Origin of the sequence: Roseovarius sp. THAF27 (assembly GCF_009363655.1) — a bacterium.
In the GTDB taxonomy this organism is placed as follows: Bacteria; Pseudomonadota; Alphaproteobacteria; order Rhodobacterales; family Rhodobacteraceae; genus Roseovarius.
In genome coordinates this window covers 3,054,673-3,074,207 of record NZ_CP045393.1, presented here as the reverse complement: position 1 = coordinate 3,074,207, position 19,535 = coordinate 3,054,673, and the positions used below count along the sequence as shown (strand labels likewise).

Annotated in this window: 20 protein-coding genes; 8 read left to right on the top strand and 12 right to left on the bottom strand. The window is 57.2% G+C overall.

Features of this window, described 5'->3' with window-relative positions; genetic code table 11:
* Positions 1-14: 14 nt before the first annotated feature.
* On the bottom strand, positions 15-593 hold the full coding sequence (locus FIU89_RS15325; RefSeq protein ID WP_152493400.1) for a hypothetical protein: 579 nt from the start codon (positions 591-593) through the stop codon (positions 15-17).
* Positions 594-1,569: 976 nt separating this feature from the next.
* Between FIU89_RS15325 and FIU89_RS22340 the strand changes: the two genes are divergently transcribed.
* Complete coding sequence (locus FIU89_RS22340) at positions 1,570-1,833, top strand: hypothetical protein (protein WP_172978136.1); 264 nt, start codon at positions 1,570-1,572, stop codon at positions 1,831-1,833.
* Here FIU89_RS22340 and FIU89_RS15320 read toward each other — a convergent pair.
* The 9 genes from FIU89_RS15320 to FIU89_RS15280 form a co-directional block, all read right to left on the bottom strand.
* A complete protein-coding gene (locus FIU89_RS15320; protein WP_152493399.1) occupies positions 1,827-3,122 on the bottom strand; it encodes a type II toxin-antitoxin system HipA family toxin in 1,296 nt (431 codons plus the stop codon). The genes FIU89_RS22340 and FIU89_RS15320 overlap by 7 nt on opposite strands.
* The gene (locus FIU89_RS15315; RefSeq protein WP_152493398.1) at positions 3,112-3,450 is read right to left on the bottom strand and encodes a helix-turn-helix transcriptional regulator; all 339 of its coding nucleotides are present in this window, start codon (positions 3,448-3,450) and stop codon (positions 3,112-3,114) included. Before FIU89_RS15315 ends, FIU89_RS15320 begins: the two co-directional genes overlap by 11 nt.
* 272 nt (positions 3,451-3,722) lie before the next feature.
* Entirely contained in the window at positions 3,723-3,935 is a 213-nt protein-coding gene (locus tag FIU89_RS15310; RefSeq protein ID WP_254701700.1) for a type II toxin-antitoxin system CcdA family antitoxin, read from the bottom strand.
* 466 nt (positions 3,936-4,401) lie between these two features.
* Positions 4,402-5,091, bottom strand: a complete 690-nt coding sequence (locus FIU89_RS15305; RefSeq protein ID WP_152493396.1) for an ATP-binding cassette domain-containing protein — start codon at positions 5,089-5,091, stop codon at positions 4,402-4,404.
* Complete coding sequence (locus FIU89_RS15300; protein WP_152493395.1) at positions 5,091-6,266, bottom strand: FtsX-like permease family protein; 1,176 nt, start codon at positions 6,264-6,266, stop codon at positions 5,091-5,093. Before FIU89_RS15300 ends, FIU89_RS15305 begins: the two co-directional genes overlap by 1 nt.
* Positions 6,263-7,345 (bottom strand): HlyD family efflux transporter periplasmic adaptor subunit, encoded by a 1,083-nt coding sequence (locus FIU89_RS15295; RefSeq protein WP_172978135.1) that lies wholly within the window; start codon positions 7,343-7,345, stop codon positions 6,263-6,265. Before FIU89_RS15295 ends, FIU89_RS15300 begins: the two co-directional genes overlap by 4 nt.
* Before the next feature lie 190 nt (positions 7,346-7,535).
* Positions 7,536-8,189 (bottom strand): CPBP family intramembrane glutamic endopeptidase, encoded by a 654-nt coding sequence (locus FIU89_RS15290; protein WP_152493393.1) that lies wholly within the window; start codon positions 8,187-8,189, stop codon positions 7,536-7,538.
* The gene (locus FIU89_RS15285; RefSeq protein ID WP_152493392.1) at positions 8,182-9,471 is read right to left on the bottom strand and encodes an ATP-binding protein; all 1,290 of its coding nucleotides are present in this window, start codon (positions 9,469-9,471) and stop codon (positions 8,182-8,184) included. Before FIU89_RS15285 ends, FIU89_RS15290 begins: the two co-directional genes overlap by 8 nt.
* Position 9,472: 1 nt before the next feature.
* Entirely contained in the window at positions 9,473-10,150 is a 678-nt protein-coding gene (locus FIU89_RS15280) for a response regulator transcription factor (RefSeq protein WP_254701883.1), read from the bottom strand.
* A gap of 164 nt (positions 10,151-10,314) precedes the next feature.
* Here FIU89_RS15280 and FIU89_RS15275 point away from each other — a divergent pair, with 164 nt between their 5' ends.
* Positions 10,315-11,094, top strand: coding sequence for a MipA/OmpV family protein (locus tag FIU89_RS15275; RefSeq protein WP_152493390.1), 780 nt, complete (start codon positions 10,315-10,317; stop codon positions 11,092-11,094).
* Between the two features lie 197 nt (positions 11,095-11,291).
* Positions 11,292-11,888: a ferric reductase-like transmembrane domain-containing protein gene (locus FIU89_RS15270; RefSeq protein WP_216647030.1), complete on the top strand. Its 597-nt coding sequence runs from the start codon at positions 11,292-11,294 to the stop codon at positions 11,886-11,888.
* A 106-nt stretch (positions 11,889-11,994) separates the two neighbouring features.
* Here the strand turns inward: FIU89_RS15270 and FIU89_RS22335 are convergent, their stop codons facing one another.
* On the bottom strand, positions 11,995-12,243 hold the full coding sequence (locus FIU89_RS22335; protein WP_172978134.1) for a hypothetical protein: 249 nt from the start codon (positions 12,241-12,243) through the stop codon (positions 11,995-11,997).
* A gap of 57 nt (positions 12,244-12,300) precedes the next feature.
* Between FIU89_RS22335 and FIU89_RS22330 the strand changes: the two genes are divergently transcribed.
* The 5 genes from FIU89_RS22330 (at position 12,301) to FIU89_RS22950 (ending at position 18,473) form a co-directional block, all read left to right on the top strand.
* Positions 12,301-12,933: a TetR/AcrR family transcriptional regulator gene (locus FIU89_RS22330; RefSeq protein ID WP_172978133.1), complete on the top strand. Its 633-nt coding sequence runs from the start codon at positions 12,301-12,303 to the stop codon at positions 12,931-12,933.
* Positions 12,930-13,898 carry an SDR family NAD(P)-dependent oxidoreductase gene (locus FIU89_RS15260; protein ID WP_216647029.1) on the top strand — a complete coding sequence of 323 codons (969 nt, stop codon included), beginning with the start codon at positions 12,930-12,932 and terminating at the stop codon, positions 13,896-13,898. The genes FIU89_RS22330 and FIU89_RS15260 overlap by 4 nt, the downstream gene beginning before the upstream one ends.
* A gap of 17 nt (positions 13,899-13,915) precedes the next feature.
* The gene (locus FIU89_RS15255) at positions 13,916-15,067 is read left to right on the top strand and encodes an efflux RND transporter periplasmic adaptor subunit (RefSeq protein ID WP_172978132.1); all 1,152 of its coding nucleotides are present in this window, start codon (positions 13,916-13,918) and stop codon (positions 15,065-15,067) included.
* Positions 15,067-18,207: an efflux RND transporter permease subunit gene (locus tag FIU89_RS15250; RefSeq protein ID WP_152493386.1), complete on the top strand. Its 3,141-nt coding sequence runs from the start codon at positions 15,067-15,069 to the stop codon at positions 18,205-18,207. Before FIU89_RS15255 ends, FIU89_RS15250 begins: the two co-directional genes overlap by 1 nt.
* An 86-nt stretch (positions 18,208-18,293) precedes the next feature.
* On the top strand, positions 18,294-18,473 hold the full coding sequence (locus FIU89_RS22950) for a metallophosphoesterase (protein ID WP_152493385.1): 180 nt from the start codon (positions 18,294-18,296) through the stop codon (positions 18,471-18,473).
* Between the two features lie 260 nt (positions 18,474-18,733).
* Here FIU89_RS22950 and FIU89_RS15240 read toward each other — a convergent pair whose 3' ends face one another.
* Positions 18,734-19,459 carry a transporter substrate-binding domain-containing protein gene (locus FIU89_RS15240; protein ID WP_152493384.1) on the bottom strand — a complete coding sequence of 242 codons (726 nt, stop codon included), beginning with the start codon at positions 19,457-19,459 and terminating at the stop codon, positions 18,734-18,736.
* Positions 19,460-19,535: the final 76 nt, after the last annotated feature.

The following is a 19,535-nucleotide window of genomic DNA, read 5'->3' as shown; positions in this document are numbered from 1 at the left end:
AGTATGAGTGTTCGTTATCGAGGCCCGTTTTCAGGTGGTCCCGCGTTATCAGTGAACAGCCATGCCAACTCGCCTTTGTCCTCGGGATGTTTTTCATGAGCCTCGTTAATCGACGGAAACTGGTTCAAAATTGACTGGGATCGCTCGTTGATGCGGTAAGGCCGCACGTGGTGAAATACCTCCACCTGTGTGCCGTCTTGTTCGGCAAGGATCTCCGCGGGCCACCAACGCCGTGTTCGAGGCGGTCGGGCAGCGGAAGTGTCACCAAGCTGAACGCCCAGAGCGAAGCCCCAACTTCCATTTTGGATGTCGTTGCGAATGGTAGACGGGGCAGGGCCCAGCGTTTGCGAAACCCAGTTGATGTCCTGCAGCTGTGTCCTGAGGAGTTGCTCGCCTTGCGTCGTTCTCGGAAGCCAACCCAGCAAATTGCGCCAAACAAGTCGCTCTGGATAATGGGCGTCGACTTCGCCAAGTTTGAAACGCCGCGCGATGTTAGGAACCGCGCCGTAGCCAACTTGTAGGTATTGTGCGAGTTCCTGACGTGTCAGTAACCCTTGCTTCCTGGGAATAATAATGGGGAGTTTTTGGAACACGGCTGGCACCTCCTTTGGTGGGAAGTGGTTCCTTTTCGATAAATTTTGGAACGCTTATGGATCCAAAGAGGCTTCACGACGAAATTGGCTCTTTGGTAGAAATGGTGCGGTTAGACCAACGGGCATGCGGTGAATACTGGAGCTATTGCCAAGGGGCTTCTGCACTTTTGCCGAGTATCATCTCTTACAATTCCGCGGCATTGCTCTAAAGCTTCGGCATGGACTCGAGGGCTAAGCTGCTCGGTGGCGGACACGCGGATACAGCGGTCGGTAAAGGTCTATCGTGGCCCTCCGTTGGCCATTCACCGATAGTCTCAGGCCGCAATTCGTCTGACAACTTTCGAAGCACGAAGCTTGATGGACGCGCTGCCACCGAACGAGCTTGCCGAGCGGACTGCCGCAAGACAAACCTCGCGAACAGAAGCGTCTTCATATCGTCGAAGATCATTCGGTCAAGTAAATGATCAAGCCTGGTAAGAACTTCTACCGTATCAAGCGGGTCAACTATGCTCATACGACAGGTTTCTTCACCACGATAAACTGCGACGTGACCCGACGTGATCTCGGTCGTCAGTTCCAAGACCGCGTTGTCGTCTCGATAGACATCAGTCAAGTATATGTCTTCCGGCCCCAAAAACACCGTTGCCTTTAATTCCATTCGTGCATCCTCTTTTTGTGCGCTTGCGGGTTTCACATCACTAAGCGACAAGTGGATGCATTGCCGGCTGGGACAAAAATGCAGTACGAAGTTCTTTCAGATGAAATCTTTTTGGGACAATCGATGGATGAACCCAGCAGACATATGGAAAACTACAGGAGGCGGAGTAATACCGAATCTCGGTCGTGTTCTGATGACTGCAGGTCGCCCGGTCTCTGCTAAGGCAATTGATCGGTTGTTTGGTACTCTGCACGAGGATCTTTACGGAGGCTCGTCCCGGGTTTGGCCCATCGCTGGCGATGAGCGGCCCGGGTTTGGATGCGACCAGATGATGGTCGATGGATCATTCTCGACAGGGGAAAACAGCTCGCAACCGGAGCTCGCGGCACAGATGGCAAGGCAGATGCTCAGGAAGCATTAGAGCGCTACCTCGCAAGCAAGCACTTTAACATCCCGGCGGAACCCCAGCCACTGTCGCTCATGTCGGTGGACGGGGTCCTTCAACATTACCTAAAAAATCTTCGCGATGATATCGCGGCACCTGAAATGCCGGTGGTCGGCTCACCCTCAAGATCTTACTGAAGTGAAGGTTCCATCCCAGCCAGACGTCCTGTGAGTCCTTCGAACGCGTAGGGCTGAAGAAGAGCGCCCTGGCGAAGGATCCTGTCATCAGTCGCACTGAGATCGATCTCGCGTGCGAGGGTCGGGTAGATATCTCGAATGACCTCAACCTGTCGCAGGATGATCTCTTCGGCTTCGACTTGGCGGACGTGAAAAGCCGGGGCCGCATCAATTGCCAGCGCGAGCAAGCTCTGACGGGCAGCCCCGGCAATCGCCATGGCCTGGTTGGCTTCGTGCGAGCGGCGTGGACGGGGGTCGAGGTCGTAGGCTGGCGTCAGTTGTAGCTGGCGTCCGTCCCAGAATGCAGCATGGTTGCGTGCATGGTCATCGGTATTTCCGATGAGAATGTTGAAGCACATGCGCGAGAAGAGCTCCCGGAGATCCCTGTCAGGTGATTTGCCGTTGTGGCGAAACCGGGTAGCAAGGTCTTGGTAGCTTGCATAGCGAGCCTCGTGTTCGGGCAGACCCAGAAGGGTCAATCCGGAAACCATGGCGCGGCGTGTCCACCCTTCCGGGATCGCATGGCGGTCGAAACGCGTAACGAGGAGAATGTCGCGTCCTGCAACTTCCGTGAGATCGACCTGGGCCACATCGAGACCGGCCTCGAGGCCGAGCCGCATGGCGAGGTATTCGCCCTTGATCACGTTGTGCTGGTCACCGGATGCACTGAACTTTGCGATCATTTTCCGGTCCTGGTCCTCGATCTGAGCCTTTGGGCGTGCGCCGCCGATCGACGTTCCGTGTCGAATGGCCTCGTCCAGTTCCAATGGCAGTGGGTCGCCCTTATCGACAAGGTCGGCCGCACTCACGAGCTGCTCAAGAGTGGCTTCACCGGTCAAGCGAGGGACGTATTCGGTCGCGGACTCCTGGTAGTCCAGCGCACCGATGCGGTCTGAGCCGGATTGCAGCATGTAATTGAGTTCGTCGAGCGCATCGACATTGACCGCTTCGCCTCTTGCGCCGGTCAGCCGGTTCATGATGACCCGCCGCCCCCAGAAATCCGGAGCGCCATCGCGGAGAACCGGTGCGATCACATGGGGCGCTTTCGGGGCCTGGATGCCTCGTTGGAGGGGTAGGTCTGGCAGGAAGAGCGGGATCGCGTCTCGCCGTTCGAGATAGCTGCGCCCATAGGTGAATTGGTAGATGCCGTCGACGAGGTCGATCCTGCCGGCGACCACTGGCTCTGTCGAGTCTGGCAACCAGGTCCATACGAAGGCCGTCCGGGCCGGCGCGAGTAAATCAGAAGTCATCGTCGACGTGCTTCTGGCTTGTCACGTAAGCGCGCTTGCGCAGCAATGCGCCCGCTCGCCGCTCCGCGTCGAGGCGCATGGTCAGCTTTTCGGGGTCCGGCTCGAAGAGTGGTATTCCCAGGATGCTGGCAAGTTCGAACATCGTTCCAAGGGCCACTCCCATGTCTCCCTTTTCGGCTCGATTGAGCAGTGGGCGGGACACGCCGGCGCGCTCCGCCAGTTCTCCGGCGGTCATGTTGCGCTCGAGGCGCGCGGTGCGGATCATGCGGCCAAGCAGCTCTGCCGCCTCGCGGGCATAAGGGGACTTGCTATGGATTTTTTGCGGCATCTGTTTTTCAAGTCGACTATTCGAAGCTCTTGAGAGATATATGTGGAACATGAGAAGAAACAAGAATTTTGTAATATAGGCATTACTTAACCTACGTTATGTAATAAATTTGTTTCATTATACGGTGTGAATTGCTGTGTGAAGCCGCACAAAAAATCCGCGGATTCACGAGAAGAACAGTCAGTATGGAACTATGGAACGGCAGAAGGGCGCGTTCGATAGCGGCCATGAGAACACAATTTGCTCCGCGACAAAGAAACGGGTCAGAAAGTCTATGAAGATTTGAAGGGCGCTAAAATGACGGCCGCGAGAGGGTGTCCATGATGCTCGTGCCAATCCGATTGTGCCGCAAATACGACTGCATTCTCTTCAAGCCACTTTTTGCGACGGGCTTCCACTACGGCCTCGACGAGCGCGGCCTCGGCGACGGCAGAGACATTGACCTCAAATTCCTTCGCGCCCTTGAGAGTCTCAACATCGAGCATCACAGAAACCGTACATTTCGGTGCGACCATACAACCACGTTCCTTTGTGATACCGTCAAAGTATACCGTATTGTCACGCGGTGCACATGTTGAAAAGTATGCCCCGGGCGTAAACGACGTGGTCAGCGCCGTCTGAAGGGGCTTTGACGAAATTCGCGTCCAGGAGAAAGGTCGTCTCGCGCTCACGATAAGCGCATGCTCCACTGCGATTGCCGCTTGGGTTCAATATGTCAGGCCACCTGGACACTGGTCGGTTGCGACCATAGTGACGAAGTCGCTTACGACCTGACTCCCGCTGGAAGAGATGAATGATAGATCGGAGCCGACCCGACCTGGCCTTCCTGCGGCCTCTGCTTCGGAACCAATTCAACACCCTGTTGTAGCGGGTGCGCGCCCCGGGGAGGGCGCATTGTACACATTTCGCAAGGGGGGCTTACGTGCCGGAGTTCCCGAAATTCACTTCACTTCACCGACCCTGTACCCGGTCATCGACGATCCTGCCGTCCTCCAGAGTGATTATTCGGTCCGCCAGGTTCAGAATGCGATTGTCGTGGGTCACCATGACCGTGGTCGTCCCGCGTTCTTTTCCCATATCTTTCAGCATCCGGACGATTGGAATAGCTGTGTCATGGTCCAGGGCGGCAGTGGGCTCGTCTGCGAAAACCAATTCCGGATTCGACACAAGGGCACGTGCAATCGCCACGCGCTGCTTTTGCCCACCTGAGAGGTTGCCGGGAAGATAATCGATCCTGTCGCCAAGGCCGACCAGCTTCAATAGATGTTCGACGGCGGCATTCTGGCGGATTGGATCTCCGCGCCCGTGGACCTGCAAGGCGGCAATCACGTTTTGTCTCGCGGTCAGGCTTTCGTGAAGATTGTGTGCTTGAAAGATAAAGCCGAGCCGCCGTCGCATAGCCTCAAGGGTCGCTATGCCGGCCCCGTGGAGTTCCGTACCGAGAAGCAGGACGGAGCCGTGTTGTATCTCGCGCAGGCACCCCAGCAGCGTCAGAAGCGTTGTCTTGCCCGAACCGGAGGGACCCATGAGTACGGTAAGACTGCCTGCCTCGACCTTAATTGACACGTCGTATATAGCCTGCTTCCTGGCTTCTCCTTCACCGAACCAATGGTTGAGGCTTGAGGCTTGGATCGGTGCCATCAAAATAACTCCGCGGGATCCGCTGTTTGCAACCTTCGGGCCGCAAGTGCGCCCGAAGCCGCGCATGCGACGATCGTTCCGACAAAGACCATCAGCGCGCGTGTGCCGGTCATTGTTATCGGCAGCCCCGTCAAAGAGGTCACGACTTGGTAAAGGCCTGTGGCAGTAGCCAGCCCGGGCAGGAAGCCGAGCGCACCAAGAATTACCGATTCCTCGAGCACGATCCCGAGAAAGAAACTATGCGGGAAGCCCATGGCCTTGAAGGTCGCGTATTCCGCCAGGTGGTCGGCCACGTCGGTCGACAACACCTGGTATACGATCACCAGGCCAATCACGACGGCCATGGCGACGCTGAATCCGAAAATCACGCCGGTCGGCCGCTGCGTCGTTTGGTAATTCAGATCCTCGGCCATCGCGGTCACGATGGATCGAACATGAATGGGTTCAGCCGCCAGCCTCTCTCTCAAGTTTTCGACAACCTGGGCGATATCGGCCCCCGGTATGACGTCGACAAGGATGTGTGACGGCGTTCCGGCGATGCGGGATGGAAACATCCTCAGGAAAGTTTGATCGGATACAATGAGCGATCCATCCGCAGTGAAACTGCCTCCAAGTTCAAAGCTTTCGGTAGCGCTCATGGTGCGTCCATTGACTTCGAACCTTAAAGGGGTGGCCGGCGAAACGAGAGCCAAAGCCTCCGTATCCGCGCCCCGCGTCGAACGATCGATGAGAACTGTATCAGGCACGGAGAGTGTTGGCAGATCGTTCCTGACCAGGTCACCTGCGAAGCGCTGTGCTTCTACTGGCAGGCCGTAGACGATCATCGTAGCGATGGAGCCGTCGTGCCGTGTCCAGTCGACGTTGCCGAGGTAGAGCGGCGCCGCAGCGGATATGTCTCGATCTGCCAGGGCCTGATACATGACACGTCGGGACAAGGCCGACCCGTCTGTAAGAGTGTTTGCATCGGAGGACGAAATGAAGATGTCGGATCGGAAGGGCGCATACCCGACGGCTACCGTTCCATTCAATGCCCCAAGAATCCCGAGCTGAACCAAGACAAGAACATTGGCAAACGCCACGCCTGCCAGGGCGGCTGTCATGCGCCCACGATTGTGGGTCAGCTGTAGCCAGCCGATCGGCAATCGCCCAAGGAGAAGGGCAAGCAGCCGTGTCACTGAGAGCGTCCTGTCTCGATGCGTCCGGTGACCTCCAGGCCCGTGAGCCCGGACGCACGCGCGGAGGAGTCCGGGTCCAGCGCGACTGTCACTCGGATTATGCGAGCATCCGTGTTTGCGGCCGGATTTGCTGACAATATCGATTGACGCTCAACCTCAAGGCCAATCTTTGTAACCTTGCCCGTAAGTGGTTCCGCCAGGGCGGCGCTGGAAAGAGTGACGTCTTGTTCGGGCGCCACACGCTCGATATCGGTCTGATAGACCTCGAGTTCCGCCTCCATCCGCTCGGTCGTTCCAAGAGAGGCGATGCCGTCCGTTCCGGGGCGTTCTCCCACGCCGACATGAAGGGCCAGAATCCGGCCCGCCTGCGGAGCAAAAACCTGTCCGCGCGAGAGATCACCTTCGGCAGAAGCCAGTTCAGCCCGAGCCACATCAAGCTGCCGCGCGGCAAGTGCCACGTCCGGCTGGGATTCACCACCTTCTTGGCGCGCCAGATGAGCCTCGGCACGATCCAGTTCGCGCGCGGCTTGCACGGCTGCGGCTTCTGCCCGATCGAGTGTCGCTTGGGTCGCCACACCTCGCGAGAACAGGTCGCCTATACGGTTTGCTTCGTTCCTCGCAAGATTGGCTGCCGATGCCGCCCTGTCACGGTCCGCTTTTGCCTCCGCCAGTGCGGCCGAGACCGCAGAGCGCGCCTGATCAAGGGCAGCTTCCTTGGCAGCAACGTTGGCCGTCGCGGCGGCGACAGCCGTCCGGTAATGCTGGAGACTGTCGAGCTCCGCGATGGGCTGGCCTTCGAGAATCTTATCGCCCACACGCACGAGTAAGCGCGAAATGCGCGCATCGCCTGCGCCGTACGGCGCCGCCAATCGGACCACGTCGCCTTCAGGTATTAGCCGCCCCAGTGCGGTAACCGAGGGCGGTGGCGGCGCCGGCGCGGCATCCGGGGGCAATGGGGGTACTGCAATTGGTTTTCCTGTGCCTGCGCCAGGCTCGAGGCCGGTCATGCCAAAGAATGTGCGCAGAAGTGGCGGTTGAAAATACATCCCCACAACCGCACCCGTAAACAGAAAAACCATCAGGAGAGGGACGCGCCATAACTTGAGACGGTGATACAGATCGGTTGGGCGTGACCTCGAGGCAGTCGGGTGCTTTGGGGTCGCCTTGCCGCAATCTGCAAGTGGGAGGGAGGGGTCATCCTGCATGTTTTCGGACACTCTTGGTGTTTGATACTATGCGAAAATTTAGTGTTGCAAGCCGTTGCTTCGTTCAGAATGGCCTTTCGATTGATCCGGTGTAAAACAAGAAGCCTGTTCCGAGCGTGAACAGAATATTACCTGCGACAGCGTGTAAGACGACAGCCATCGGAAACGAGTTTCGAACCTTGTAAGCCCATGCGAAAACCAGTCCGCCGATAAAGGTCATAACCATTACGACTACGTTCCAATACAGCAAATGCGCCATGGAAAAGACCGCGGCGTTGGCGATCAGCGCGGTATCGGATGCCGGAAGTATCGGCGCATAGCGCCGAAAGAACAACGGCCGGAAAACGACTTCCTGGGGCAGGGCCGATACGATGGGGTAGAGCGCCATCACGAGCAGCCAGGCCCATCCATTCATTTGGTAGAGTGCAAACCAACGATCCGGTAGAAACAGCGTTTGAACCAAGACGCACGCCAGTGTCGTGGCGACGGCAAAGCCAGCCACCACGCGCCAGTCTATTTTTCCCCAGCCTTGGGTGAGGTCGCGCCAGTGAAACCCTGGTGTGCGATGAAGAAGGAACATGCCAAGGACGGTTACGCATAGCAACACTGGTAGCATGGCGGATGAAGGCAGAAACACCGCGAGTATGACCGGTGCCAGAATGAAGAGCGAAAGCAATTCAATACATAACCTTCTTTTGGACACGTCTTCTTCAGGCACGAGCCTTTCCTTTCTTCGTCTTAAGCGGTGTGCGGGGAATGTTCAGTGTGACTTTTAGCCCGCCGTGCGGCACTGTTTCTGCCCAGATTTGACCGCCATGTTGTTCGACGGCTTTTCGGGCGATCGCGAGTCCGAGACCATAGCCGCCGCGCGCCGCGACAGCAGTGCCACGTGAGAAAGGGCGAAAAATCCGGTCCAGATCTTCTTTGCGTACGCCGGGCCCCTGGTCCGTAACTTCGATTGTAAGACTCTCGGCGCCGGGGAGGCTGCTTATCTGAACCTCGGATGCATCTGCGGAGTATTTTGTGGCATTCCTGATCACGTTCTCCAAGGCCCTGTAAATCAACTCACCGTCCACATCGGCAAGGAATGCCCCATCAACCTCTGTCGTGACCGAAACCTCGCGAGCCTGAGCTTCGAAAGCTGCATCCGAGAGGATTTCATTCAGTATCTCGATGACATCCAATCTTTGCGTGACCATCGGTATCTCCGATCGGTCTGACAACCTCGCAAGTGTAAGTACTTCGCCGATTAAGGTATCAAGGCGTCCCACTTCGCGGTCGATCCGCTCCAGCATATCATTCAGCTTCGCCGGGTTCTTGCGCAGAATTCCCGTGGCCGCCTGCAATCGAGAAAGCGGGGAGCGTAACTCATGCGAAATGTCGTGAAAAAGTCTTCGTTGCGCGTTTCGATGTTCGTGAAGCCTTTCCGCCGTGCAATCGAAGTTGCTGGCAAGCAAGGCCATCTCGTCTTTCCTGTGCGCCAGTTTTTTGGCGATGCGGACGTTGAACCTACCCTGCGCCAGGGCGCTGAGGCCATCCCGAAGCAGGGCAATAGGACCAACAAGGTTCCGAGCAAGCAGCGCGGCCGCAGCTATGCTGGAAACGAGTATCGCGAGGCCGAGCATCATCGGTGCGAGGTGATATGGCACCAACCATTCAGGAGGATCAACGACGACCCGGTAGCAGATTTCCTGGAAAAGCACGGTGCGGGTCCAGGTCGTGTCCGGGGCATCACAGATTTTCGGGGTCGGTGCTGGGCCAATAAACAGTCCGAGAGGTCGAACATCTTCACTGGCTGCGACAAACTGGTTCGCTGCCTCGGCGCCATTCTTTGAAAGAATGGTCGCAGCGAGATCAAGCGCGATTTCTCGCTTCTGCAGTTCCAATTTGGAGGTCGCCGGCGACGTCTGATAGGCATGCAAAATAAGTGCCATCGCGATAACTGAGCCGACGACAGTAACGATAATGATCGTCAGTGCTTTAAGGAACATACCGCGCATTTTAATCTACCAAAAGTTGATACCCCTGGCCGCGTACGGCCAGGATTGCGGATTGACCGTTGTCGAGAGGCCCAAGCTTTTGTCGAACACTGCTGATATGCACGTCGATACGCCGGTCGAAGGGGGTCAGGGGTTGCCCGAATGCGCGCTTCGATATCTCCTGTTTCGATACAAGTTGGCCTGCGTTGCGAGCCAGCACCTCCAAAAGGCTGAATTCGGTACCAGTCAGATGTAAGGGTTTGTCATCCCATTCCGCGGTCCGATTTTTTGAATGCAACACCAGCCGCCCAGCTCGGATTACTCCCGACGACTTATTACCCGGGTCATGGCGCACTCGACGCAAAATAGCCCTCACCCTGGCAGAAAGCTCACCCGGCGAGCAAGGCTTCGGGACATAGTCATCTGCCCCAAGATTCAGACCCGTGATGCGGTCGACATCGTCTCCGCGTGCAGTCAGCATCAAGATCGGAATCTGACTCTGCATCCGGATTTTTCTCAGTACGTCGAGCCCATTCATCCGCGGCATCATTATGTCGAGCACGATTAGGTCGACCATGTTGCCCACGGCCGCCGCGATGGCGTCACGGCCATCTGCGGTGGTCTTCACGTCATACCCTTCCTCCGTCAGGTATTCGTGAAGCAACCCCGTCAACTCGAGATCATCGTCTGCCAAAAGCACCTTATCCAAGGGGCCACTCCTATTTCGTCCGAGCGTTCAATATCGCATCTGACGACTTATGAATCTGAATTTACCCAACTTTACACTGGCTTGACCGCACTTAACCCAGCACCCGGTAGCGTTCTCGAAATGAGTTCGACGTCGCAAAGAGAAAAGGAATTACGATGCGCAATGAACCGGGAAAGATCGGATCCAACTATCAGGGCGTAACCCTGACGGTTATTGCCATCCTGGCATTCGGGATGGAAGCCGCGCAGGCCCAGGAGGGACAGAGCGGATTCAGCATTGGCGCCGCCGTCGTCGGCGGCAACAGCATTTACAGGGGTGAGGATGATTTCGCGTTGCCGTTGCCACTGCTTCGCTATGACAGCGAGGCATTCTCGATCGGGCTGCCGGATGGCTTGCGTGTCAATCTTTACAGGAACTCCGGCTTTGAGTTGGGGGCGATTGCAACGCCACGGATCTTTGCTCTCGTGGATCCTGACGGGCCTTACCTTCAGGGGATCGACCGCGAGGTCACGGTCGACGTCGGGTTCCAGGCGAGCTACGAGTTCGCACCGGGGACCGAGGTGTTCGCAAGAGCTGTTACGGAGGCCACGGACGAGCATGATGGCAGCGAGATTGAGCTTGCGTTGCGTCGCTCGATCCCCAAGGGGAAAATCATCTTCAACATGGAAGCAGGGGCAACCTGGCAGAGCTCGCAGTTGTCCACCTACATGTATGGTGTTCGCGCGTCCGAGGCAGTAGCTGGTCGTCCGGGCTATGATCCGGGTGACGTGGTCATTCCCCATCTGTCCATCGGCGCGGTCTATCCATTGAGTGCCAGCACGCGGCTCATCGCCGATATCCGTGCAGAATTCCTGCCGGACGAGGTCTCGTCGAGTCCCATCATCTCTGACGATGTCGCGATTGGAGCGGTGCTTGGACTGTCTTACACCTTTTAGGCGATCAGTCAGAGCCCGCTGGAGGGCTTTGGCGCTCGAAGGGTTGCAGTAGGGGGCGTCGCGCCCGGTTCTCCGAATTTTACTCATCTTTACCATGCCTTTACGGAAGTTGAGGCTTGGTGGAGTAAGTTCGGAGGACCATCCTCGTTCTCACATTTGGCCTGAACATGCGGCGTTTTTTCCAATCACCCTATACCTTGTGGCTTATCCTCGCCTTCCCGGCCGGGGCATTCCTTGTCCAGTTGATCCTTGCGAATGGTCGGATTGTGGAGGGGGCGGAGGTCATTCATGTCACGGGAGAACTGTCGGCATGGCTGTTGATCGCGGCGCTCCTTGCCAGCCCCCTGGCACTCATACTGCGTGGTTGGCGAGGGCCAAGATGGATGCTGAAGAACCGCAGGTACCTTGGGGTGGCCTCCTTCGGTTATGGCGCTCTGCACGCTCTGACATATCTTCTTGATCGCCGCGCCTTCACGGATGTTGTCTCCGAGCTTGATCGTTTGGAAATCTGGTCCGGCTGGGTGTCGTTCGCCATATTGCTGCCACTGGCCGTAACCTCGTCGGATTACGTCGTCCGGCGGCTCGGGGCGGTTTGGAAAACGCTTCAGCGTAGCGTCTATGTGGCAGCAGGCTTTACGGCGTTGCATTGGGCATCCTTCGAAGAATGGGGCGGGATTGCCCCTACGGTTTTGTTCTTTGGGCCACTCCTCGCGTTCGAGGGCTACCGCCTGTGGCTCTTGAATTCGCGACCTGTTGGCCGTTTGCACTCTCATGATCGATCCGGGGGGCGATGACGTGCTTCAAATCACCTCGGGTCAATACGGGCTCCACTCGCGGAGACGGCCCCTGCCATATTCGGAGATACTCCAGGGCAGGGGCCACATCGCAAACCATGTGAGGTTAGTTCAACTCCGCAACGGCTGCCTCCGATCGGGAGACCGGGACGGCGAAAGGCGCACTGCTGCCTGCGCCTGGTTCAAGGCCGGTTGCCTCGAAGAAAAGCTTCAGGGGCAAGGGTTGGAAATACATTCCGATCACGGCGCCGGTGAGAACGGCAACAATGAAAGGCGGACGCGGCAGACGGAATGCACGCAGACGCCGGAGCACTCGTTTTGGGGTGGTTTGAACTTCTTCGTTTTCGGTTTTCATTTGGTCGTCTCTTGTTTAATGACCCGTGAGTCATTAAGTGCGCCTGATGGAGGCAACATGCAAGATCAAAGTCAAAAAAACAGAAAGCGACGGCAGCGTCGCAAGGACGCACGGCCGACGGAAATCATCCAGGCGGCCATGGACCTTTGGAAGGAAAGAGGGTTTTCAGCCACGCGACTGGAAGATGTGGCGGCGGGCGCCGGCATCGCCAAGGGTACGATCTACCTCTACTTCCCATCCAAGGAAGCGCTCTTCGAGGCCGCAGTCGAGGAGCGGCTGGTCGCGAACATGCAAAGCGCCGAGCAGGTGGTCGCCTCTTTTGATGGCACGACCGAGGAACTCCTCCTGGGTTTCTTCGACAAGATACGTGGTGAGATGGTGGAGGGAGGTGCCTTCATCTTTCTCAAGGTGCTTTTGTCAGAGGGACATCGTTTCCCTGATCTTGTTTCCAGATACGAGAACACGGTCATGAAGCGGGGTATCGAGACTGTCCGGTGCATACTCAGACGAGGGATCGATCGGGGCGAATTGCGGTCAGAGGCCGCGGAATACGACCCTCTCCTGATCATGGCGCCGGCGATGATGCTCTCGTTGTGGGGCACTGTCTTTCCCGGGATCACCGCACCGGATGCCCACCAAGTCCTTCGTCAGCACGTCGGAATGCTGCTTGCCAGTTTTGGAAAGGAATGAAGATGTTGTTCAATCATCTGGAGCAACCGAAAAAGATCGTAGTCATGACCGGTGCCACCAGTGGCTTCGGGACACACACATTGCGGCTATTGGTAGATGACCCGGATACGACGGTCCTGGTCGGTGCGCGTGGAAAAGACCGAAGCGTGCCGGCTGGTGCGGAAATATTGCCTCTTGACCTGGAATCGCTCGCCAGCGTTCGGGCTTTTGCGCAAGAGGTAAAGAAGCGCATCAGGGAAAGGCGAATTGACATCTGCCTTCTCAACGCAGGTGTTCATGGGTCCAGTGCCGATCAATTCAGTGAAGATGGCTATGGCCGGACTTTCGCGGTTAATCATCTGGCGCACTACTTGCTTGCCCGGCTTCTTTTGCCGCTCATGGCAGATCGTGGGCGTTTGGTCATAACCTCGAGCAACATGCACAACCCGCCATTCAAGTCGATGGCCCCAAAGGGATTGGAAATCCAGGAATGGGCGCATCCAACGCCTGATGGCTCTGGCGTCGGGACCAAGGGTTACTGTGCGTCGAAGCTCTGTAACTTGATGACGGCCTTGACGCTCTCGCGCAGGCCGGAAGTCAAATCGCGGAATATCGACATTATCGCGTTCAATCCGGGTTTGACGGGCGGCGCAGGTGGGAACGACGCCGGCGTTCTCCAGAAGGTCGCAGTAAGGTCTTTGATGTATACGATTTTTCCGCTGATCGGCCTGTTCCGGCCAGAGTTCAACATGAACACTGCCGAGCATTCTGGACGAATGCTTGCAAGAGTCGCGCTTGGATCAATCTCACTGCCTGAAAACAGCGTCTACGTATCGCTGGTCAAAGGCGTACCCACTTTCCCGGCACCTTCCGAGCTTGCGCAGGATGTGGCGGCACAGGAAAGACTCTGGAGTGAGAGCGCAGAGATGGTGGGGCTTGCCCGGAGTAGCACCGTGGCGAAAGAGAACCTGGAGGATACTCGATGAGTTCAGGGAGTAACGAGTTGAAACCCACCAGGTTGGAGTTCAAGGATGAGCCCGGGGCTTCGCGATCCAGGTGGGTGGCTGGTAGTTTGGCGCTGGCGTTGGTCGGTTGGCTGGGTAGCGGATTTATCTTCCCGTCAGAAGACGTCGGCGAGGCGGAAAGTTCTGATGCGATTGAGGCCGTCGCGGTCAAGGTGCGCGATAGCGTGGCCGAGCCGGTAACGAAGACATTTTCAGCCGAGGGGCAGGCCCAGCCGGACAGGCGTGCCACACTTCGCCCCGAGATCGGGGGCGAAGTGGTCAGCCTGTCTGCTTCAAAAGGTGATGTGGTGCAGCCAGGGGACGAAGTCGCACGACTCAGCACGCGTGAGTTGGAGGCGCGCTTGCTTGAAGCGCAGGAGGCGCTCACCAGAACGCGCGAGTCGTTCCAGAGCACCGAGGCCCTGGTAGAGCGGGGTGTCGCAACTGCCAACAGCCTGCGCGATGCGCGGGCGGATCTTGCCGCCGCGGAAGCACAACTGACCCAAGCAGAAGAAGCCTTGGATTCGGCTGTAATCCGAGCACCTTTCCATGGCCGGCTCGACAATCTGGATCTCGAGATCGGGTCGTTTACTTCGGCGGGTGAAGAGGTTGGCGTGGTTCTCGACACCGATCCGCTACGGATCATCATCCAGGTGCCGCAGCAGGCACTTGCTCAGGTTCGGGAAGGACAAGAGGCCGTCGTGACTTTCATCACGGGGGAGAAGCGTGAGGGTCGGATCGAGTATATCAGCCGAGACGCGGCCACCGACACTCGAACCTTTCGGGCTGAGATCGTTGTAGCCAATCCTGAAGGGAAAATCGCGTCAGGCCTGTCGGTTCAGGTGCGCATTCCGACCGATCAGGTAACCGCTCACTTCGTATCGCCGGCCATCTTGTCTCTATCCGAAGATGGACGACTCGGTATCAAGACGGTGGATGGCTCCGATAAGGTCAAGTTCAGTGAGGTCGTCGTCGAGCGTGCGCAACGTGACGGAATCTGGATAAGCGGTTTGCCTGAAGAGGCCCGGATTATCACCATCGGCCAAGGCTTTGTTTCGGAAGGCGAGGTTGTGGATCCAAGGTTGGATGAAGATACCGTCGCGTCCGCTGAAGTGGACGCGCCTGAGGCGCGCCAAACGGAGATCGATTGATGGACAGGCTCATTGATGCAGCTTTCAGCCGGACACGTGTTGTCGTCTTGCTCTTGCTTGGGCTGCTCGCCTTGGGAGCAATCAACTATTCAACGATCCCCAAGGAGAGTTTTCCCGAGGTTCAGATACCGACAGTCTACGTTTCGACATCTCTTGAAGGCATCTCTCCGGAAGATGCAGAGCGGCTTCTGGTAAAGCCGCTGGAAACGGAGCTTGCCGCGCTGATCGGCCTCGATAGCATGACGGGCACCGCATCTGAAGGGCATGCCAGCGTGCAACTGGAGTTTGAGCCGGGATTCGACCCGGACACGGCGCTCGACAAGGTCCGCGAGGCCGTGGATCGGGCATCGGACGAGTTGCCGGAGGACGCAACCGATCCGACGGTGGACGAGGTCAACACGGCCCTGTTTCCGATCCTGACGGCGATCCTGTCAGGCCCTGTGCCTGAGAGGACGCTGAACTCTCTTGCCAATGGCCTGAAAGACAGGCTTGAGGGCCTCGGTGGAGTGCTCGAGGTCGATGTTGCCGGCGAGCGGGTCGAGATGCTTGAGGTGTTGATCGATCCCACGGTATTCGAGACCTACAATCTCTCATTCGATGAACTGACAAATCAGATCAACAGGAACAACCTGCTAATTGCTGCCGGCGCCATTGAAAACGGTGCGGGACGGATGGTCCTGAAAGTACCTGGCCTGGTCGAGGATGTCAGTGACATCATGGAAATGCCTGTGAAGGTCTCGGGCGATACCGTCGTGACATTTTCCGACGTCGCCTCCGTGCGCAATACGTTCGAGGATCCGTCGAGTTTCGCCAGGATAAATGGTCAGCCCGCCTTGGCGCTCGAAGTCACCAAAAGAAGCGGCGCAAACATCATCGAAACCGTCGAGCAGGTCAAAAAATCCGTCGCGGCCGCGCAGGCGGAATGGCCCGACAGCGTTCAGATCAACTACATGCAGGATGAGAGCAAGCAGGTTGAGACCATGCTGGCTGATCTCGAGTCCAATGTTATCGCCGCCGTTCTTCTGGTCATGATCGTCATCGTCTGGGCCCTGGGCATCCGATCTTCGATTCTTGTGGGGCTTGCGATTCCGGGCGCCTTCCTCGCGGGCGTGTCGGGACTTTATTTCATGGGATACACGATGAACATGGTGGTTCTCTTCAGCCTCATCCTCGTGGTGGGGATGCTGGTCGACGGTGCCATTGTTACGGTCGAGTTGGCCGATCGTCTCCTGAATGAAGGCAAGACGGCGAAAGAGGCCTACGCCCGTGCGGCAAAACGTATGGCGTGGCCGATCATCGCCTCAACCGCCACCACGCTCAGCGTTTTCTTTCCCCTGTTGTTCTGGGATTCGACTGTCGGGCAATTCATGATCTTCTTGCCGATCACGGTTATTTTCACACTCTCGGCATCTTTGTTCATGGCACTCGTGTTCATCCCTGTGCTGGGTGGCATCATTGGCAAACGGCAACCGCAGAGCGCCGCACAACAAATGCAGATCGCGGCTGCTGAATACGACGACCCAAGGCAGATGAAAGGCGCCGCCGGCCTGTACGTGCGCGTACTTCAATGGGCTATCCTTCGACCAGGCATGACGGTCATTTTCGCTGTGCTGGCGCTGGTAGCTTCATTTGCGGCCTACGCCCAATTTGGCACCGGCATCTCCTTTTTCCCGGAATCCGAACCCGATTTTGTTCAAGTCGAGGTGCGCGCTCGTGACAATTTCTCGATTTACGAGAAGGATGATCTCGTTGAACAGGTCGAAGAGCGGTTGTTGCAATATGGTGAACTGGCCAGCGTGTATGCCAGAACGGGAGCGGACCGGCAGTCGGACGAAGAAGTAATCGGGACGGTGCAACTTGAGCTCACCGAATGGGATACTCGGCGTCCTGCAGCTGAAATCGTAGAGGAAATCCGATCGGAAATGCAGTCGGTACCCGGTATCGACGTCCAGGTTCAGGTGCAAGCCGGAGGGCCATCACAAGGCAAGCCGATCAACCTGGAGGTTATTTCCACAAGCAGCGAGGCGCGCATAGCCACAATTCAATCTGTTCGGAGCGCCATGGAGCGGATAGGCGGCTTTACAGATATCACGGACACGAGCCCGTTGCCCGGGGTCGAGTGGGAAATTCGGTTGAACCGGTCCGAGGCCGCCCGTTTCGGTGCGGATGTGGCGCTCCTGGGACAGGCCGTTCAGCTTCTGACGCAAGGCATCACAATCGCGGATTATCGTCCTGATTCAGCCGAGGAAGCGGTTGATATCCGAGTTCGTTTCCCGGCTGGTGAAAGGTCCTTGGCCGAGTTAGAGAATCTTCGCGTGCCAACAAATGCCGGTTTGATCCCGATAACGAACTTTGTCAGCTTCGCTCCGGCCCCTCGGAGCGGGACGATTAAGCGAATTGATCAGCGGCGCGTTACGAACCTTTCTGCAGATGTGTCGCCGGGACTTTTGGTCAACGACCAGATTGTAGCCCTTCGCACAGCCATCGCGGGTATGGATTTGCCGGACAACGTCTCGTGGTCCTTTACTGGCGAAGCGGAGGACCAAGCGGATGCAATGGTTTTTCTTGGCAGTGCTTTCGTTGCGTCTATCGGCCTGATGCTGGTCGTGCTCCTGGTCCAGTTCAACAGCTTTTATCAGGCGTTCACGATCATGGCCGCCATTGTCTTTTCCATCGCCGGTGTTCTGATCGGGTTGATATTGACCGGGCGTCCATTCGGCGTTGTCATGGGGGGCATCGGGGTCATTGCCCTGGCAGGGATCGTGGTGAACAACAACATCGTCCTCATTGATACGTATAACGAGCTGAAGAAATCAGGGATGTCCCCGCTGGAGGCCGCCATGCGCACAGGGGCGCAAAGGTTGCGTCCCGTGATCCTTACCTCCGGAACGACGGCGCTTGGATTGGCACCGATGGTCATCGGCGTTAGCGTAGATTTCTTCCGGCGCGAGATTGTCTACGGCGCACCTTCCGGCCAGATGTGGATCGAGTTGAGTTCCACGATCGCCGGAGGGCTGATGTTCGCTACCATCCTGACACTTGTCGTGACACCGGCAATGCTGATGTTGGGCGAAAAGCGTGCGGACAGAGGGAAAGCGGCGCCCGAGTGGAATGCTGACCCTGCATTAATGCCTGGGTAGGAAGCGAATGAGACAGTCTGACCAACTGCTTGCCGGGATCCGCACCGCCATGCCAACGTAAGTTCATGATCACAACGGACTGAAAGTTGAATCTTGGCCCGGACTTTTCCACGCAAACACTCGCATTGGGGGATGTTCATGTACAAGCCGATACACTGTCCGAACTACTTGAATACATCGAATCTTTGCCGCGGACTCGGCGCACTCGCGAGAAAATTTTTCTCGGCGACCTCGTGGACCGCGGACCGGACTCTGGACTTGCGTAGGACCGGGAGCGTACGTGATCACTGTGATCCATGAGCCTGGGCGGTTTCGATCTTGAAAGCGGGCATATAGCTATAGGCAACAAAACGAAATTAGAAATGCGACATTTTTTTAGTGGCAGAAGCCATCAAGGGGCAGGGGCCAGCCCTTTGCTTTCCATGGTGTAAACAAACGCACATGAAGCCCGAAGCGTAGTGTCCGCTCCGAGCCTTTCCCAACCGCGTCGCGCCGGAGCAATTTTGCATACCCAAGCGGTTCCTCCTTATGTGATCACTGCACTATCCCTCGAAACGCCGTGTTTCACCAGGATGTCCCCGACACGTCCGGAGCGAGCCGCGGACCTGACGAAGCCTCGCAACAGTTCGGAAGCTTGTGGGCGACCGACGGGTACGCCCATCCCTTGCCGAATGGTCATGAATGGGGGGGATAATACACGGCTGCCCGGTCGCTTTGCCGCTTCGTCCGCCATGACCGACCCAATGCCAGCCACTGCCGAAACTTCATTTCGATCAAGGGCGGCGAGCATCGCGTGAATGTCCTCGTAGTATTGTACGCAGTCGGCTCCAGCCTGGCGGGCGAGGGTAAGGCTATATGCGCTGCCGGTCACGGAACCAACCGGAACTCGCGAGGCAACCAACTCGTCCGAGGATTCGGCCACGCAGTGAGGTCCGGCCAGATAGCAGCCTTCAATCTGAACGTATGGATCAGAAAAATCTATCGTTTCTGATCTTTTCGGGTCGACGGCAAGAAAGCAGACATCCCAAAGCCCGTCCGCAGCGGTGGAGGACACATCCACGGCGCGCTCCATCTCGACGAAGGTCAAGTCGACGCCCAATTCGGCTGCCAGCGAGCGAGCGAGATCCACGGTGATCCCGCAAGGTTGGCCGGCTTCGCTCCGCCCAACTAAAACCCTGTTTCCGAAGTTCAGAGCCGCCCTCAAATTTCCCCTGGGGCAAAACTCTTTGATGCTGCCGATCGATGCACTCATTGCAATTAAATCCTTCGGTTGAACCCACTGAAAATCTCAAGGGCGATTGTTCCTCGTGCCTAACTCACCGTCTTTG

What these genes read in the sequence shown, in the direction of transcription:
- FIU89_RS22340 (WP_172978136.1), top strand. Translation starts at nt 1,570, where the DNA reads ATGCGACCAGATGATGGTCGATGGATCATTCTCGACAGGGGAAAACAG.
- FIU89_RS15320 (WP_152493399.1), bottom strand. Translation starts at nt 3,122, where the DNA reads ATGACTTCTGATTTACTCGCGCCGGCCCGGACGGCCTTCGTATGGACC.
- FIU89_RS15315 (WP_152493398.1), bottom strand. Translation starts at nt 3,450, where the DNA reads ATGCCGCAAAAAATCCATAGCAAGTCCCCTTATGCCCGCGAGGCGGCA.
- FIU89_RS15310 (WP_254701700.1), bottom strand. Translation starts at nt 3,935, where the DNA reads ATGCTCGATGTTGAGACTCTCAAGGGCGCGAAGGAATTTGAGGTCAAT.
- FIU89_RS15305 (WP_152493396.1), bottom strand. Translation starts at nt 5,091, where the DNA reads ATGGCACCGATCCAAGCCTCAAGCCTCAACCATTGGTTCGGTGAAGGA.
- FIU89_RS15295 (WP_172978135.1), bottom strand. Translation starts at nt 7,345, where the DNA reads ATGGTTTTTCTGTTTACGGGTGCGGTTGTGGGGATGTATTTTCAACCG.
- FIU89_RS15285 (WP_152493392.1), bottom strand. Translation starts at nt 9,471, where the DNA reads ATGCGCGGTATGTTCCTTAAAGCACTGACGATCATTATCGTTACTGTC.
- FIU89_RS15275 (WP_152493390.1), top strand. Translation starts at nt 10,315, where the DNA reads ATGCGCAATGAACCGGGAAAGATCGGATCCAACTATCAGGGCGTAACC.
- FIU89_RS22335 (WP_172978134.1), bottom strand. Translation starts at nt 12,243, where the DNA reads ATGAAAACCGAAAACGAAGAAGTTCAAACCACCCCAAAACGAGTGCTC.
- FIU89_RS22330 (WP_172978133.1), top strand. Translation starts at nt 12,301, where the DNA reads ATGCAAGATCAAAGTCAAAAAAACAGAAAGCGACGGCAGCGTCGCAAG.
- FIU89_RS15260 (WP_216647029.1), top strand. Translation starts at nt 12,930, where the DNA reads ATGAAGATGTTGTTCAATCATCTGGAGCAACCGAAAAAGATCGTAGTC.
- FIU89_RS15250 (WP_152493386.1), top strand. Translation starts at nt 15,067, where the DNA reads ATGGACAGGCTCATTGATGCAGCTTTCAGCCGGACACGTGTTGTCGTC.
- FIU89_RS15240 (WP_152493384.1), bottom strand. Translation starts at nt 19,459, where the DNA reads ATGAGTGCATCGATCGGCAGCATCAAAGAGTTTTGCCCCAGGGGAAAT.